Below are 16,224 nucleotides of genomic sequence, written 5' to 3' on the forward strand. Positions count from 1 at the left end.
GCAGGAGGGGGTGCGGCCGGGGCCGGCTTCGCAACCTCCGGGGTGTGCGGCTCGGGACCGGTGTCCCCGATCCGGCGCTTGCCGCGCTTCTCGACCACAACCTGCTTGCTGCGGCCATGGCTGAAGCTCTGGCGCACGGTGCCCGTTTCGACGCGCGGCTTGAGCGTCAGCGTCTTGCTCGGAACGCTCAGCTTCTTGTCGCCAGGGGTCTTGGTATCAACCATTCAGCAGTCCTAATCCTGATCTTGTTGTCATTGTGCGTTGCCGCACTGTCATACCGGTCGTCGTTCTGTCTTCAGAAATCCTGGCCGCGCTTTTCGGCAGTCCCGTCATCGTCCGCCATCCGGTATCGGACCAGCATCTGGCTACGTGACAAAAATGTCCTGCTCGCCGGGCCCGCGAGCAGCGCAGCATGTATCACATTTGACCTGCCTAGTGCCAAATCCAATTCTGCCGATTTCAATGCGGTGACGACGGGAATTTGCAGCTTCTCGTCGCGATTCCGCTCGTTTTGCCGCGCCAACCCGTCCAATTTGCGGATTCCGTCCTGGGCTCCGTCACTGGCGTGGATCAGGACCGCAACCGCTCCCTCTTTCAGGGCGGTCTCGACCTTGCCGAAGCCGGCCAGGACCTGACCTGCCTTGGTGGCAATCGCCAGCGCCTCGGTCACACTCCGAACCAGCAGCGTTTCCGTGTCAGAGGGAAGCGTTGGCGGGACGCGCAAATCGCGCCTGAAGGCCTTGCTGAAATGGTGACGGTGGACGGCTTCCGCAACTGCTTGTCGCGAGGCCGATATCCACATGCCCCGGCCAGGCAGCTTGCGCTTGAGGTCGGGAACAATATCGCCCTGGGGTGAAACGACGAAGCGGATCAGCTCGTCGATCGGCCGGACCTTTCGGCTGACCACGCACATGCGCATGGTCGCGGACCTTTCGGTCCGCGGTCCATGGTCGAGTTCGGGGTCAGTGCTGGCAAGCATCCGGGCGACATCTCCTGATCGCCCTTAAGCCGGCTGCTGTTCGGACGCCTCGGCGTCTTCAGCGGGCTTGGCGAGGTCCGCCTCGGTGATCCAGCCGGCCTTGACGCGTGCCTGCATGATCATCGCCTCGGCATCGTCGCGGGAGATGTCGATGCCGTCGAGCGCGCCCTTGAACTTGGTCTGCTCGCCGCCTTCCTTGCGCTCGGTCCAGCCGACCAGATCGTCGGTGGCGCAGCCGGCGAGGTCGTCGACCGTCTTGATGTCGTTCTCGCCGAACTTCACCAGCATCTTCGAGGTGACGCCGGGCACGTCCTTAACCGCATCCTCGACGCCGAGTTCCTTGCGCCTGGCCTCGAGCTCGGCTTCCTGCTGCTCGAGATATTCGCGCGCGCGGTTCTGCAGCTCCTGCGCGGTCTCCTCGTCGAAACCTTCGATGCCGGCGAGTTCCTTGACGTCGACCATCGCCAGTTCCTCGACCGAGGTGAAGCCTTCGGATGCCAGCAATTGACCGACCACCTCGTCGACATTGAGCGATTCCATGAAGACGCGGGTGGAGTTCTCGAAGTCGGCCTGGCGGCGCTCGGATTCCTCCTGCTCGGTCAGGATGTCGATGTCCCAGCCGGTGAGCTGCGAGGCGAGGCGGACGTTCTGGCCGCGGCGGCCGATCGCCAGCGAAAGCTGGTTGTTGGTGTCGGGCACCACGACCTCGATGCGCTCGCGGTCCTCGTCGATGACGACCTTGGACACTTCGGCCGGCGCCAGCGCGTTGACCACGAAGGTCGCGATGTCGGGCGACCAGGGGATGATGTCGATCTTCTCGCCCTGCAATTCGTTCACCACTGCCTGCACGCGCGAGCCGCGCATGCCGACGCAGGCGCCGACCGGATCGACCGAGGAATCGCGGGAAATCACGCCGATTTTCGCGCGCGAGCCGGGATCGCGGGCCACCGCCTTGATCTCGACGATGCCGTCATAGATTTCCGGCACTTCCTGCGCGAACAGCTTTGCCATGAACTGCGGATGGGTGCGGGAGAGGAAGATCTGCGGCCCGCGAGTCTCGCGGCGCACGTCGAAGATATAGGCGCGGACGCGGTCGCCGTTGCGGAACACCTCGCGCGGCAGCATCTCGTCGCGGCGGATGATGGCTTCGCCGCGGCCGAGATCGACGATCACGCTGCCATATTCGACACGCTTGACGACGCCGTTGACGATGTCGCCGATGCGGTCCTTGAATTCCTGGTACTGCCGGTCTCGCTCGGCCTCGCGCACTTTCTGCACGATGACCTGCTTGGCCGACTGCGCGGCGATACGGCCATATTCCAGCGGCGGCAGCGTATCGGCGATGGTGTCGCCGACCTGGGCCCCGGGATTGGCGCGCTGCGCGTCGACCAGTGAAATCTGGTTGGAATGATTTTCGACCTTGTCGACGACCAGCATGTGGCGCGACAGCCGGAGTTCGCCCTTCTTGGGATCGATCTCGGCATGAACGTCGGTCTCGCTGCCGTAGCGGGCGCGCGCCGCCTTCGCGATGGCGTCCTCCATCGCGGCAATGACGATGCCGCGGTCGATCGATTTCTCGCGCGCAACGGCGTCGGCGATCTGCAGCAATTCAAGTCGATTGGCGCTGACTGCCATGGCTAGTCTCCTTCGTCAGGCTCGATTTCGCCGCGCCGCGCACGTTCGGCGGTCAGGCGATGTTGCTTGGTGTTTTTCGGTGCCGGCTTCTTCTTCGGCTTGGTGTTCTTGGTCGTCTTCTCGCTGATCTTGGCGTGCGCCGGTTGCGGCGGCTCCAGGCCGAGATTGCGGCGCATCTCGCGCTCCTGCGCCTTACCCCGGCGCATGGACTCCGCGATCAGCTCGTCGGTCAGGACCAGCCGCGCCTCGCCGATATCCTCCATCACCAGGAGAACGTCGGCGTCCTCGCCGGCCTTGACGTCGTCGCGCGTGATGCGAACGCGGTCGCCTTCGATGCCGGCGATGGCGCCGCGAAAGCGCTTTCGTCCGTCATGGGCGACGGCCATCTCGATCTTCAACAGATGCCCCAGATGGCGCTCGAAATCGGAGCGGCGCACCAGCGGCCGGTCGATCCCCGGCGAGGAAACCTCCAGCCGATAGGCGCGGTCGATGGGATCGGCGACATCGAGCACCGGCGACAGCGCCCGAGAGATCGCCTCGCAATCCTCGATCTGCATCGAGCCGTCCGGCCGCTCCGCCATGACCTGGACCGTGCAGCCGGCTTCCCCGGAGATGCGGATCCGCACCAGGCGATAGCCCATGCCTTGCAGCACCGGGCCGGCGATCGCCGAGACCCGCGCGGCCACGCCCGGCTCGACCACGAGCCGCGGCTCGGCCAATAGCTCGGTATCTGTGGAACCAGCGCTGGGTTCGATCATATCTGGGGTCAAGACGCTTCTAGTGGTTAACGCTTGCTTTACGCTGCTTCAGGGAACTCGCGGGGTCGGTCGGCCCCTACAGACGTGGTCGCCCGATCTCGATGCAGGTAATAAAAAAGAGCGGGTCCTTCCGGGCCCACTCTCAATACCGATCGTATGAGAAGATAAGTTGGCGCGGATATAGCGCTTTTCGGCGCTCTCGACAAGGCCCGGCCGCCCCAGGACCGCCTTTTTATGCGGTGCCCGGCCTAAAGCGCGATGAAATCAGGATGGAGCGTCATCCCGCTTTAGGTCCTTGTTTGAGCATGATCTTTTCGGAAAACCGCTACACACTTTTCCGGATCATGCTCTAACCGTTCCTTCACCAAGGATGGCCTAATTTGCCTGCTGGCGGTGCATTTTAAGGCTTCTCGTGTACTCCCGGCGTGCCCAATGCGAGTTCGCGTTTCATGACCGTTGCCACGTCGCTCATTCCCGGACTGGACGAGATCGTCAGGCGCGGCGACCCCAGGCGTCGCAGCGACATCGCGCGCGCCATCGCCGATCTGTTCTTCCAGGACGCCACCAAGCTCAGGCCTGATCTCGTCGATCTCTTCGACAATCTGCTGATCGACCTCGTTCCGCATGCTGACCTGACGGCGCGTATCGATCTTGCCGAGCGATTTTCGCGCGTGGCGAACGCACCGCGCCATCTCGTCGGTCAGCTCGCGCGCGAAAACGAAATTCAGGTGGCGGGCCCCGTGTTACGCCGCTCGCCTGTGCTCGACGAAGCCGCGCTGATCGAGATTGCGCGCCTGAAAGGCCAGAGCCACCTTCTCGCCATGACCGAGCGGCCAGTCCTGTCCGCCGATATCACCGATGTGCTGGTCGAGCGCGGCGATCGCGACGTGGTGCGGCGTGCTGCTGGCAATGCCGGTGCCGTGTTCTCGGCGGGCGGCTATTCGGAGCTGATCAAGCGCGCCGCGCAGGACGGCGTGCTGACGCTCAAGATCGGCCAGCGCGACGATCTCTCCGGCGATCAGCTCAAGGACCTTCTCGGCGGAACGCTCGACGTCATCCGCCGCCGCCTGTCGAGCGTGGTCAAGCCTGCGCGCCAGATGGAGATCAGGCGCGCGATGAACGAGCTCGAGGAGGCCTCGCTGCCGCAAGGTCCGCGGCGCGACTTCTCGGCGGCGCAGCGCACCGTGCTCGGTCTCAACCGCGAAGGCCATCTTGGCGAAAGTGCGCTGCTCGGTTTCGCAAAGGCCCACAAATATGAGGAATCCATCGCTGCGCTGTCCGCGATGTCCGGCGTCAGGCTCCCCGTCCTCGACCGTCTGATCGCCGGCGACCGCTACGACCCGATCCTGATCATGGGCCGGGTTTTGAACCTCGGCTGGCCGACCGTGCGCGCCCTGATCCTGTTGTGGTACGGCCCGCAGCGCGCGCCCGCAGATGCCGATATCGAAGCGGCGCGAATGAACTTCACCAAGCTGATGCCGTCGACCGCCGAGCGGGTCGTGAATTTCTGGCGCAGCCGCCAGACGATCTGAGCTCAAAGTAACGCACCTGGGCATCTACGCTTGGCGTCATGGCCGGGACGAGCCTGGCCATGACGACTGCAGATGGACCGCGCGAAGAATCTATACTCGCCTGAATCGCAAATACGCAGCCTTGCGGCCCTCGCGCGCGGCTTTTCTGCCGTAGCGCGTCATGGTGTAGCCGGCCCAGGGCAATCGAAAATCGTCGGCGCGCTCGGCGAGCCAGACGAAGTCCGGCGAGCGGGCGAGATGCGACAACGTCCAGGCGCAATAATCGTCGATGTCGCAGACGAAGCGGAATTCGCCGCCGCTTTCGAGCACGCGCGCCATCGCGGATATGGTCTTGTCCTGGACGAACCGCCGCTTCCAGTGCCGCCGCTTCGGCCACGGATCGGGATGGATCAGGTCGATCCGCGACAGCGAAGAGTTCGGCAGCCAGGCCAGCAGCTCGGCGGCGTCGCCCGCGAACAGGCGGATGTTGCCGATATTGTGCGCCTCGATCTGCGCGAGGATCTTGGCCATGCCGTTGACATAGGGCTCGCAGCCGATGAAGCCGGTGGCCGGAAAGTGTTGCGCCTCCGCCGCGAGATGCTCGCCGCCGCCGAAGCCGATCTCGAGCCGCAGCGCTTGCGCGGCTGGATCGAAGATCGCGCACGCATTCGCAGGCGCCGCTTGCGTGATGTCGAGCGCAAGATGCGGCAGCAGATGCGCAACGAGGTCGGCCTGGTGCTGCCGAAGCTTGTGCCCCTTGCGGCGGCCGAAGAACGCGCGCTCGCCGTCGTCAGCGCGAGCCGGATCCGATCTGCGCTCGCTCATCGCAGCGTCTGGTACAGGCGGTAGAGCAGCCGCGCGCGTGGCTCGAGCGAGGAAACATAGAGCTGCTCATAATGAGTGTGTGCGCCCTTGCCGTCGACGCCGAGCCCGTCGAGCGTTGCGGTATGGGCCGCGGTGAAATTGCCGTCCGATCCGCCGCCGGTGTGGGTGTCGATCAGATCGAAGCCGAGCTCGCCGGCCAGCGTTTTCGCGTGCTCGTAGAGCGAGGCACCGGAATTGCTCTTCTCGTAGGGCGGCCGGTTGAGGTCGCCCGTCACCTTGACGGTGACGCCATCGGTCTTCGAGGTCAGCCCAAGAATCTTTCCGACGAATTCCTCGGCGTCGGCATTGCTGAGCACGCGCAGGTCGACCTCGGCATAGGCTTCTTCCGGCGTGACGTTGGGCCGCGTGCCGCCACGCACCACGCCGACATTGACGGTAACGCCGCGCTTGAGATCGTTCATCCCTTCCAGCGTCTGGATGATGTTGGCGAGCTCGCGGATGGCGCTGCGGCCATCCTCGGGCCGCGAGCCCGCATGCGCGGGCACGCCTCTGATGAAGACTTCGAACCGCCCGACGCCCTTGCGGCCCGTGACGATCTTGCCGCCGTCGCGCGCCGGCTCCGTCACCAGCACATATTTGGCCTTCCGTCCTTCCGCTTCGATCAGCGTGCGCGAGGTTGGGCTGCCGATCTCCTCGTCGGAGGTGAACATGTGGGTGATGCCGAGCGGCGAGTGGTCGGACGTGGCGCAGATGTTGCGGAATGCGTGATGGGCGATATAGGCGCCGCCCTTCATGTCGTAGATGCCGGGGCCGAAGGCGCTGTCGCCCTCGACCTTGAAGGGCAGGCGCTCGATGAAGCCTATCGGGTGTACGGTATCGAGATGGCTGAGCACGAGGATGCCGGGTCTGTCCTGTCCCCATGCAGAGCGCACCACGAGATGATCACCGCAGCCATTGATGCCGGCGACGCGTTCGGTCGTGACGGGCAGGTCGCGATGCTGCTCGGTGACGACAGACATCAGCTTGTTGACCTGCTCAGGCGCTTCCGTCGGCGTCTCGATCTCCACCCAGCGGCGGATGCCCTCAAGGATGGTCGCAGTGTCGAACGGATTTGAGCTGGACATGTCGTCGCCTGTGCCTCGGGGTGAGGAATGTCGTGGAAATTCGCGTGCCTTATACGCGGACCACACATCACGACATAGGCCAGATTTGGCGCAGCCTCATGGCCCGAATGCAGGGCGCCTCAGCGCTTGTCGGGGCCTTCGCGGGCAGCGATCTGCTCGACGAGATCGACGATCGAGCGACGCATCTTGGAATCGGTGATCCGGGTGAAGGCTTTCGTCAGCGCCAGCCCTTCGGATGTGGCGAGGAAGTCGGAAACATAGGAGGGCGAGGCGCCCTCGCTGAAGCCATCGGGGCCCGGCGTGCCGCTTGGTCCGCCCTCGAACAGGAACGAGACCGGCACCTGGAGAATTTCCGCGATCTGCTGGATGCGACTCGCGCCGACCCGGTTGGTGCCCTTCTCGTATTTCTGGATCTGTTGGAACGTCAGGCCAAGCGCTTCGCCAAGCTTCTCCTGGCTCATGCCCAACATGATGCGGCGCATGCGCACGCGGCTGCCGACATATTTGTCAACAGGGTTGGGCGCTTTCGACATCTCTCCTGCCCTCCTCAGACACCTTTAGCGCAACAGGGGAGTATGCGTCAGGTGATAACGTCGCCAAAACCTCTGTTTGGATTCTTGGGAAACATTGCGGAGAAATTTAGCAACGCCCGCTGTCTTCCTGCAGCAAGGGCAGAATGCGGAGCGTGCTGCCGCTCTGTCAACCGGAGGATTACGGTTGTCAAAAGTTTACCGGCAGCGCCGTTGGCGATCAGGGACGTCGTCTGGCAACGCGCTTACGCACCGCAAGAATGACGGCGAGCGCGACGAGGATCGCGGCCGGAATGTCGCCGACCCTGGCATACACGGTTGCTGGGATCGCAGCGGGCAGGCCCGAATCCAGAACGCCCTCGATACCGAGGCCAAGGCTGGCGATGGTCCGACCGACGGGATCGACGACCGCCGAAATTCCCGTATTTGCCGAGCGGACCAGCGGCAATCCAAGCTCGATGGCACGCATTCGAGCCTGCTCCATGTGCTGGTAGGGGCCAGTGGAAATTCCGAACCAGCCGTCATTGGTCAGGTTGACGATCCAGCCCGGCCGTTCTTCGCGTCCTGCAACGTCACCGGGAAAGATGGCTTCGTAGCAAATGAGCGGTAGCGCGGGCGGCACGCTCGGCACCGGCAGTGCATGCCGCACGGTGCCGGGAATGAAGCCGCCCTGAACCCGCGTCAGTTGCTCGAAGCCAAGCTTCTCCATCAGGTCCTGATAGGGAAGAAATTCTCCGAACGGTACCAGGTGCAGCTTGTCGTAGACGGAAAGCACGCTGCCGTCGTGGTCGATCACGTAGATGGAGTTAAAGGCGCGCGTGATTCGCGTGCCCGGTGGCAGATCGGGCGCGCGGACCGATCCCGTGATCAGCACTGTTCCCTTGGGCAGGAGGTCCGCGATTTGCGCCATCGCGTCGGCTTCGCGGGCCAGGAAGAACGGAAAGGCGGATTCAGGCCAGATCAGGATGGTGGTATCGCGTACGCCAGTCGACTGGGGTCCGGAGGCGCGGTCCGACAAAGCCAGGTACTTCTTCATCACCTCCGCCTTGGCGGAGTAGTTGAACTTGGCATCCTGCTGAAGGTTCGGCTGCATCAGGCGAAGCTTTGCGCCCGCCACCATCGTCGTTGGATGCAGCGACAGGCGGATCGCGCCGAAGATGCCCATGACGATCAGCAGTGCGATCGCTGCGACCGGCACGCGCCACGGAATTTTCTTGTCCGGCGTGCGGTCGATCAGCGCCGCAGGGCTGGCGAAGATCGCGACCGTCAGGAACGTCATGCCCCAGAGGCCGATCAGTGACGCAGTCTGCGCCAGCGGCAGCGGCTCGGACAGCGAGTAGCCGAAGGCGTTCCATGGAAAGCCGGTCAGGGCATGGCCGCGCATCCACTCGGCGACGGTGAGACTTGCCGCGAGCGCGAGGATGCGCCCGGCGTCCTTGGTCCAGAGCAGCCGCGCCAGCGCAAATCCGATCGCCGTGTAGATTGCGAGATAGGCCGGCAGGCCCAGCACTGCGAACGGCGTCAGCCAGGCAAAGGTCTGGGCATCGACGAAGAAGGCGTAGCCGATCCAGTAGAGGCCGGGGACGAAATAGCCGAGCCCGAACCAGTAGCCTGTCAGCGCCGCGGCGGGAACGCCGCCGAACCGGCCGCCGCCGGCCCCGTCGATCAGCCAGACCAGCACCGGGAAGGTCAGAAATAGCACCGGCCAGGCGTTGAAAGGCGCCAGCGCCAGCACCGAGAGCGCGCCGGCCGCCATGGCAATGAGCGCGCGCTTCCATCCCCAGGTGAGGATGATGGCAAGGGCGACCATCCGAAGTCGTTGCGCCGGGGTCACTGCGTGCCGGCTCCGTCGCCGGGCGGCGGATTGGGCGTGTCGCCGGATGGCGGCGTGCCTTGATCGGGTGAGGCCTCGCGGCGGCGGCTTTCGCGCTGGGTGCGCGGGGCCGGACGTTCCTTGCGAGCCGCGATGCGCAGGCGCTTGACGCGGCGCGGATCGGCGTCGAGCACCTCGACCTCGTAATTGCCGGGACCGGAGATCACTTCGCCGCGCACCGGCAGGCGGCCGACGAAGCTGACGAGATAGCCGCCGAGCGTCTCGACCTCCTCACCCGCTTCGCCGGTGACGAAATCCTCGCCGATCACGGAGCGGACGTCGTCCAGGCTCGCGCGCGCATCGGCGATGAAGGAATTGTCGAGCTGGCGTACGATCGACGGCGGCTCGTCGCTGTCGTGCTCGTCGTCGATCTCGCCGACGATCTGCTCGACGATGTCCTCGAGCGAGACCAGCCCGTCGGAGCCGCCATATTCGTCGACGACGAGCGCGAGATGGATGCGCGAGGCCTGCATCTGTGCGAGCAGGTCGATTGCCCGCATCGACGGCGGCACGTAGAGGAGCTTGCGGATGATGTTGGCATCCTGCAGCGGCAGCGCGAGGTCGACCGCGCGCAAATCGAGACCGGCGGGCAGCGGCTTCTTGCGCTTGGTCTTGGTGGCTTCCGAGACGCGGGCCTTGGCCGTCATGAAGGTCAGGAGATCGCGGATGTGCACGATGCCGACGGGATCGTCGAGCGTCTCGTTGTAGACCACGAAGCGGGAATGGCCCGCGCTCTCGAAGCGGTCCATCAGCTCGCCGAGCGGAATGTCGCGCTTCACTGCGATGATGTCGGCGCGATGCACCATGACGTCGGCGATGCGGCGCTCATGCAGGTTGAGGATGTTGCGCAGCATGGTGCGCTCGACGGCGGAGAAGCCGGCATCGTCAGGCGTCGTGGCGTCGAGCACGACCTGGAGATCGTCGCGAACCGAACCGGCCTTCCAGCCGAACAGCGTGCGGATGGCGCGGATCAGCCAGCCTTCGGCTGTCGGACGCGCGATCTCGCCCGGCTGCACCACCGCCGGCAGGTTGCGGGTGTTGCGCGGATTGTCGTGGATTGGTTCGGAATCCGCCATCTCAATCGATCCGTCAGCGCTCTGCATAGGGGTCCGGGATACCGAGCTGGGCCAGGACGTCCTGTTCGAGTGCTTCCATCTCCTCTGCGTCAGCATCGTTTTCGTGGTCGTAGCCGATCAGGTGCAGGAAACCGTGCACCGCGAGATGGCTCAAATGGTGGTCGAACGGCTTCTGTTCCTCGTCCGCCTCGCGCCGCAGGGTCTCATAGGCGATGGCGATGTCGCCGAGCATGCGCGGCGCATCGCCCGCCTTCCATTCGCCCTCCGGCTGGAGTGCAGGAAAGGACAGCACGTTGGTCGGCTTGTCGATGCCGCGCCAGTTGCTGTTCAGCGTGCGGATGCCGGAATCATCGGTCAGCATCACGGCCACTTCGGCGTCGGTGACGTCGTCGTCGACGGAAGAGGCCGCCGCGGCGATCGCGCGCTGGATCACCGCTTCGGCATCGGGCTCGCTCTGCCAGCAGTCGGCAACGACGAGAACCTCGGTCATGGGAAGATTGGAATGCGACATGGTGTTGTTCGGAACGGACGGCGCTTGGCTTGCGTCGTTCGATCCGGATTTTCTCGCTATGGCTTGCCTGCGGCCGGCCGTTGCGCCGACCCCTCATAGGCGGCAACGATCCGCGCCACGAGCTCGTGCCGGATCACGTCCTCGGCGGTGAAATGAACTTGTGAAATGCCCTCGACGCCGCCGAGCAGACGGGTCGCCTCCGACAGGCCGGAGGTCTGGCCGTTCGGCAGGTCGATCTGCGACGGATCGCCGGTCACGATCATGCGGCTGTTCTCGCCGAGACGGGTCAGAAACATCTTCATCTGCATCGAGGTGGTGTTCTGCGCCTCGTCCAGGATGATCACGGCATTGGTCAGCGTGCGGCCGCGCATGAAGGCGAGCGGCGCGATCTCGATCTCGCCGGTCTGCAGCGCGCGCTCGACGATACGCGCATCCATCAGGTCATACAGCGCGTCATAGATCGGGCGCAGATAGGGATCGACCTTCTCGCGGAGATCGCCAGGCAGGAAGCCGAGCCGCTCGCCGGCCTCCACCGCCGGGCGCGACAGGATGATCTTGTCGACCTCCTTGCGCTCGAATAGTTGCGCGGCGTGCGCGACGGCGAGCCAGGTCTTGCCGGTGCCGGCCGGGCCGATGCCGAACACCAGCTCATGGCGCTTCAGTGCACGAATATAGGAATCCTGCGCGGCGGTGCGTGCGCGCACGGGGCGCTTGCGCAAATTGATGCTTTCGAAGGTCGACTTGGCCGACTTGGCGTCGAACTCGAACAGCGAGCCCTGCGCGATCACGGCGCGGATCGCGCCTTCGACCTCGCCCTGGTCGAGATCCTGTCCCTTCACCGCCTGGGCGTAGAGCATTTCCAGCACGCGCCGCGCGGCGTCGCAGCCATCGCGCGTGCCGCCGATGGTGATGTGGTTGCCCTTGGAGTCGACGACGACGCCGAGCCGGCGCTCGACCTGTGCCAGATTCTGCCCGTAGGGGCCGACCAGCGCGGAAGCGGCGCGGTTGTCGTCGAAGTCGATGACGACCTGGGTTTCGGGCGGAACTTGCATGTCGCGGTCAAATTTGCGGCTGGGAGCGAACGAAGACGAATCCGATGCGCTTTTGGGCAAGGGTTTCAGGCTCCAGTGGCGATTGGCGATAAAGCGGGCCGCTGCGCGGGCTCAGGCGTCGCGAGCGCGCCGAGCAGGCTGTAGCGTTCGAGGCTGTCGATGCGCACCGGCAGGATTTTACCGATGATGTCGGGCGAAGCCATCACATGCGCGGGCTGAAGGTAAGCGGTGCGGCCGACGATCTGGCCGTCCTTGCGCGCCTCGCGCTCGAACAACACGTCGACGGTTGTGCCAATCGCAGCCTTGTTGAAGGCCGATTGCTGGGCGTCGATCAACTCCTGGAGCCGCTCCAATCGCTGGTCCATCTCGACTAGGGACACCGTCTCCTGCATGTCCGCGGCCGGGGTTCCCGGCCGGGCCGAATATTTGAACGAGTAGGCTGCAGCGTAGCCGATTTGTGTGACCAGTGCGAGGGTCGCGCGAAAATCTTGCTCGGTCTCCCCAGGGAAGCCCACGATAAAATCTGATGAAAAAGCAATGTCTTGGCGCACAGCCCGGAAACGGTCGATGATCTTCCGATAATCATCGGCGGTATGTTTGCGGTTCATGGCCGCCAGGATCCGGTCCGAGCCGGACTGCACCGGCAGGTGCACGAAGGGCATCAGGCCGGGCAGATCGCGGTGGGCCGCAATCAGACTGTCATCGACGTCGCGAGGGTGGCTGGTGGAATAGCGCAGGCGCGCGATGCCGGGAATCTGCGCGAGATGCTCGAGCAGCTTGCCGAGCGGCCAGCTTCGTCCGTCCGGTCCCTCGCCATGATAGGCGTTGACGTTCTGGCCGATCAGCGTGAGCTCGCGCACGCCGTTGTCGGCGAGCCGCTTCACGTCGTCGACGATCTTCGCCACGGGCCGCGACACCTCGGCGCCGCGCGTATAGGGCACGACGCAGAAGGTGCAGAACTTGTCGCAGCCTTCCTGCACGGTGACGAAAGCGGAGATGCCGCGCGCGCGGATCGCTTCGGGCTTTGGCTGGGCGAGGAAGCCGAACTTGTCGGCCGCCGGAAATTCGGTCTCGATCGCGCGGCCGTCGTGGCCTGCGCGCTTCAACAGCTCCGGCAAATGATGATAGCTCTGCGGGCCCACCACGACATCGACGACAGGCGCGCGGCGCACGATCTCATCGCCCTCGGCCTGCGCCACGCAGCCGGCGACCGCGATCTGCATGGTGCGGCCACCGCGCGCCGCCTCGTCCTTGGCGGCGCGCAGGCGGCCGAGCTCGGAATAGACCTTCTCCGAGGCCTTCTCGCGGATATGGCAGGTATTGAGGATGACGAGGTCGGCATCCTCTGCGCTCGCCGTCTCCACGAATCCTTCCGGAGCCAGCGTGTCCACCATGCGCTGGGCATCGTAGACGTTCATCTGGCAGCCATATGATTTGATGTGCAGCTTGCGCGGCGGCGTCATGGAACCCGGATTTGAGGTGGAGAACGGCCCTCAGATATAGGTTGGACGAGCGAAAATCCAGCGAATGGAGGCCCCTGGGCCGTCATTCCGGGGCGCTCGCATAGCGAGCGAGCCCGGAATCCAGAGGTTTCGGCGCGAGATTCCGGGTTCATCGCTGCGCGATGCCCCGGAATGACAGAGGCGGTGGTGAAATCACTCGGCCAAGGCGTCGGCTTCGACCCGGCGGACCAGGTCCGGCAATTGCCGCATATCGTCGAAGGTCAGGTCGGCGCCCGCTTGTCGCAGGACATCGGCATAGCCTGGACGACAATGGCTACCCCCGTAAAAGCCGAACACGGTCATTCCGGCTGCCCGCGCCGGCGATGCCGGCTACACTATCCTCGATCACGACGCAGCGCTCCGGCGGCACCTTCATCTCGCTTGCGGCAAACAGGAACAGGTCCGGCGCCGGCTTGCCGTTCTTCACTTGCGAGGCCGAGAAGATGTTCGGCGCAAGGCGCTCGTAGAGCGCAGTTCTCCCCAGGCTGACCCGCATGCGCTGATGCGAGCCACTGGAGGCCACGCACACGCGTTGTGTGACCTGGTCGAGCACGTCGTGAATGCCGCGTATCGCTTCCAGGTCGCGCTCGAACGAGCCGAACAATTCATCCTGCAGATCGGTGTGATAGGTGTCTGGCAGCTTGCGGCCAAGCTCGGTCTCGATCTCGAGATTGGCCTGTCGCGTCGATCGTCCGAGAAAGCGCGCGAACACCTCTTCCGACGTGATCGGATAGCCGTGTCGGCTCAGCACGTCCGCATGCGCCTGACACGAGATGACCTCGCTGTCGACGAGCACACCGTCGCAGTCGAAGATGATGAGGTCGATCGGCACTAGAGCGCGCCGTTTTCACCTCTCCCATAGGGAGAGGTCGGCGCGACGCGCCGGGTGAGGGGCTTCAGTCTCTCGTGGGACCTGCGCCCCCTCACCCGATTTGCACTGGACGATGCTTCGCATCGCCAGGAGCAAATCGACCTCTCCCCGATGGGGAGAGGTGAACCGATCGCGCGGGGCGGTCTGTGCAAAATCGCCATCAGTTGGATGGCTTGTCGTCGTCGAGCGGGACGCAATAGAGCTCGAGCCGGTGGTCGACCAGCTTGTAGCCGAGCTTGCGGGCGATCTCCGCCTGCAGCTTCTCGATCTCTTCGGAGGTGAATTCGATCACCTTGCCGTCGCGCAGGTTGATGAGGTGGTCGTGATGACTGTCGCGCATCTGCTCGTAGCGCGCGCGGCCCTCGCGAAAATCGTGGCGCTCGATGATGCCGGCATCCTCGAACAGTTTTACGGTGCGATAGACGGTCGAGATCGAGATCTTGTCGTCGACTGCGACGCAGCGCCGGTAGAGTTCCTCGACATCAGGGTGATCCACGGCTTCCGCGAGCACGCGGGCGATGACGCGGCGCTGCTCGGTCATGCGCATGCCGGTAGCGGCACAGCGCGCCTCGATGCCGGTCGCCTTCACGGACGAATGTTTGAGTACGGTCATAGGGTTGTCTGCCTGGCGGGCACTTTGTTCAATCGATGTTACGACAAGTCACGTCGCATCAGAAGTGCGTTCAATTGTTCCCCGTTTGCCTGCTTATAGTAGCGTTCGCGGCGCCCGACCACCATGAATCCGACGCCGTCGTAGAGCGCCCGCGCCGGCCGGTTATTTTCCTCAACTTCGAGAAATATAGTGCGCACACCGCGGCCAGCGAGGTGGCCGAGATGGGTCAAGAGCAGCGCGCGGGAGAATCCGCGGCCGCGATAGGCCTGATCCACGGCAACGGAGAGGATTTCCGCCTCGTCCGCACCCATCCGCGACACCGCAAAACCGATCGTCTTGCGGCCCAATCGTAAGCGATCTACCTGCGTGTTGCGCTCGCTCATCATGCTTTCGAATTCGCCTTCGCCCCAGCCGCGCGCAAAGGATGCGGCGTGCAGCTCTGCCAGCCGCGCGGCGTCGCGCGCGGTCGCACCCTCGACGACGGCGCTGCCGCCGCGCCACCATTCGGCGAGCCAATTCATCATGAGGTTGCGGCGTGTGCTGCGAGTGGCGGAATGGCGGCCGGTTTCGCATCGGGCGCACGCAGGTAAAATGGACGCGCCGGCGTGGTGTCGGGATCAGCGGCCGCCGCCAGCCACGCCACCCAATTGATGTCAGGCGCGGCCTGCGGATCGACGGCGATCGGTTGGGCTGCGTCCTTCGGCCAGCGATCGGCGAGAATCTTGGCGGCATTGCCGACCAGGTGCGGCGCGCCGAATTGCGAGGCGGCAATCGCCTCGTCGATGCCGGCAACTCTTGGCCGCACGAGCTGCCTGCCATCGCCGGCGACGATCTGGAAATAGACGTGATCATGCCGCGCATCGATCGCGGAGATGACGGGCGCCGGCTTGTTCTGGCTGACGATGGCGGCTGCATAGGCCGACAGCGTCGTCAGCCCCACCGCCGGCTTGCCGGCGGCGAGCGCAAGTCCGCGCGCGGCCGAAATCCCGACGCGCAGACCCGTGAAGCTGCCGGGACCGGTGGTAACCGCGATGCGGTCGAGCGCGGTGAAGCTGAGCTCGGCCGATCGCATCACCCGCGCGATCAGCGGCATCAGCGCTTCCGCATGCCCGCGCTTCATCGGCAGCGATTCCTGCGCGACCAGTTTGGCGGTTTCGGTGTTCAGCACCGCTGCGGCGCAGGCGTCGAGCGCAGTATCGATGGCAAGGATCAGCATGCAAGAACGAATGGCGAGTGGTGAATGGTGAAAAGTCTAGCGAACCAAGCGCCTATTCGCCATCCGTCACGCACTATTCGCAGCCCCCCTGCCATCGCCGCACTTCGTAGGGTGGGCAAATCGACTTGTCCGCCGTAGCTCGAAGAGC

At 64.5% G+C, this 16,224-nt stretch carries 16 protein-coding genes and 1 pseudogene; 1 reads left to right on the plus strand and 16 read right to left on the minus strand.

What is annotated here, in order from left to right:
• The 4 genes from SO139_RS01265 to rimP form a co-directional block, all read right to left on the minus strand.
• Positions 1–224: translation initiation factor IF-2 associated domain-containing protein (locus SO139_RS01265; protein WP_498539576.1), on the minus strand; the 224-nt coding region annotated here is incomplete at its 3' end.
• A 71-nt stretch (positions 225–295) separates the two neighbouring features.
• Positions 296–979: an RNA-binding protein gene (locus SO139_RS01270; RefSeq protein ID WP_449377700.1), complete on the minus strand. Its 684-nt coding sequence runs from the start codon at positions 977–979 to the stop codon at positions 296–298.
• A 24-nt stretch (positions 980–1,003) separates the two neighbouring features.
• Complete coding sequence (nusA, locus tag SO139_RS01275) at positions 1,004–2,614, minus strand: transcription termination factor NusA (RefSeq protein WP_449377699.1); 1,611 nt, start codon at positions 2,612–2,614, stop codon at positions 1,004–1,006.
• Between the two features lie 2 nt (positions 2,615–2,616).
• The gene (rimP, locus tag SO139_RS01280) at positions 2,617–3,372 is read right to left on the minus strand and encodes a ribosome maturation factor RimP (RefSeq protein ID WP_449377698.1); all 756 of its coding nucleotides are present in this window, start codon (positions 3,370–3,372) and stop codon (positions 2,617–2,619) included.
• Between the two features lie 449 nt (positions 3,373–3,821).
• Between rimP and SO139_RS01285 the strand changes: the two genes are divergently transcribed.
• Complete coding sequence (locus SO139_RS01285; RefSeq protein ID WP_498539577.1) at positions 3,822–4,904, plus strand: DUF2336 domain-containing protein; 1,083 nt, start codon at positions 3,822–3,824, stop codon at positions 4,902–4,904.
• A 90-nt stretch (positions 4,905–4,994) separates the two neighbouring features.
• Here the strand turns inward: SO139_RS01285 and trmB are convergent, their stop codons facing one another.
• From trmB to tsaB, 12 genes and pseudogenes are all read right to left on the minus strand, one after another.
• Positions 4,995–5,708 carry a tRNA (guanosine(46)-N7)-methyltransferase TrmB gene (trmB, locus tag SO139_RS01290; protein WP_449377696.1) on the minus strand — a complete coding sequence of 238 codons (714 nt, stop codon included), beginning with the start codon at positions 5,706–5,708 and terminating at the stop codon, positions 4,995–4,997.
• Entirely contained in the window at positions 5,705–6,832 is a 1,128-nt protein-coding gene (locus SO139_RS01295; protein ID WP_449377695.1) for a M20 family metallopeptidase, read from the minus strand. Before SO139_RS01295 ends, trmB begins: the two co-directional genes overlap by 4 nt.
• A gap of 119 nt (positions 6,833–6,951) precedes the next feature.
• Positions 6,952–7,365, minus strand: a complete 414-nt coding sequence (locus SO139_RS01300) for a helix-turn-helix domain-containing protein (RefSeq protein ID WP_074121911.1) — start codon at positions 7,363–7,365, stop codon at positions 6,952–6,954.
• Positions 7,366–7,582: 217 nt separating this feature from the next.
• Positions 7,583–9,196, minus strand: a complete 1,614-nt coding sequence (gene lnt, locus SO139_RS01305; RefSeq protein WP_449377694.1) for an apolipoprotein N-acyltransferase — start codon at positions 9,194–9,196, stop codon at positions 7,583–7,585.
• Entirely contained in the window at positions 9,193–10,311 is a 1,119-nt protein-coding gene (locus SO139_RS01310) for a hemolysin family protein (RefSeq protein WP_449377693.1), read from the minus strand. The genes lnt and SO139_RS01310 overlap by 4 nt, the downstream gene beginning before the upstream one ends.
• 13 nt (positions 10,312–10,324) lie before the next feature.
• On the minus strand, positions 10,325–10,822 hold the full coding sequence (ybeY, locus tag SO139_RS01315) for an rRNA maturation RNase YbeY (protein WP_449377692.1): 498 nt from the start codon (positions 10,820–10,822) through the stop codon (positions 10,325–10,327).
• A gap of 56 nt (positions 10,823–10,878) precedes the next feature.
• A complete protein-coding gene (locus SO139_RS01320) occupies positions 10,879–11,874 on the minus strand; it encodes a PhoH family protein (RefSeq protein ID WP_027528338.1) in 996 nt (331 codons plus the stop codon).
• A gap of 65 nt (positions 11,875–11,939) precedes the next feature.
• The gene (gene miaB, locus SO139_RS01325) at positions 11,940–13,337 is read right to left on the minus strand and encodes a tRNA (N6-isopentenyl adenosine(37)-C2)-methylthiotransferase MiaB (RefSeq protein WP_449377691.1); all 1,398 of its coding nucleotides are present in this window, start codon (positions 13,335–13,337) and stop codon (positions 11,940–11,942) included.
• Positions 13,338–13,529: 192 nt separating this feature from the next.
• Positions 13,530–14,208, minus strand: a pseudogene (locus tag SO139_RS01330) (HAD family hydrolase).
• Between the two features lie 199 nt (positions 14,209–14,407).
• Positions 14,408–14,860, minus strand: a complete 453-nt coding sequence (locus SO139_RS01335) for a Fur family transcriptional regulator (protein WP_449377689.1) — start codon at positions 14,858–14,860, stop codon at positions 14,408–14,410.
• Between the two features lie 38 nt (positions 14,861–14,898).
• Complete coding sequence (gene rimI, locus SO139_RS01340; RefSeq protein WP_449377688.1) at positions 14,899–15,384, minus strand: ribosomal protein S18-alanine N-acetyltransferase; 486 nt, start codon at positions 15,382–15,384, stop codon at positions 14,899–14,901.
• On the minus strand, positions 15,381–16,076 hold the full coding sequence (gene tsaB / locus SO139_RS01345) for a tRNA (adenosine(37)-N6)-threonylcarbamoyltransferase complex dimerization subunit type 1 TsaB (protein WP_449377687.1): 696 nt from the start codon (positions 16,074–16,076) through the stop codon (positions 15,381–15,383). Before tsaB ends, rimI begins: the two co-directional genes overlap by 4 nt.
• Positions 16,077–16,224: the final 148 nt, after the last annotated feature.

It is taken from the genome of Bradyrhizobium sp. UFLA05-89 (assembly GCF_059803475.1).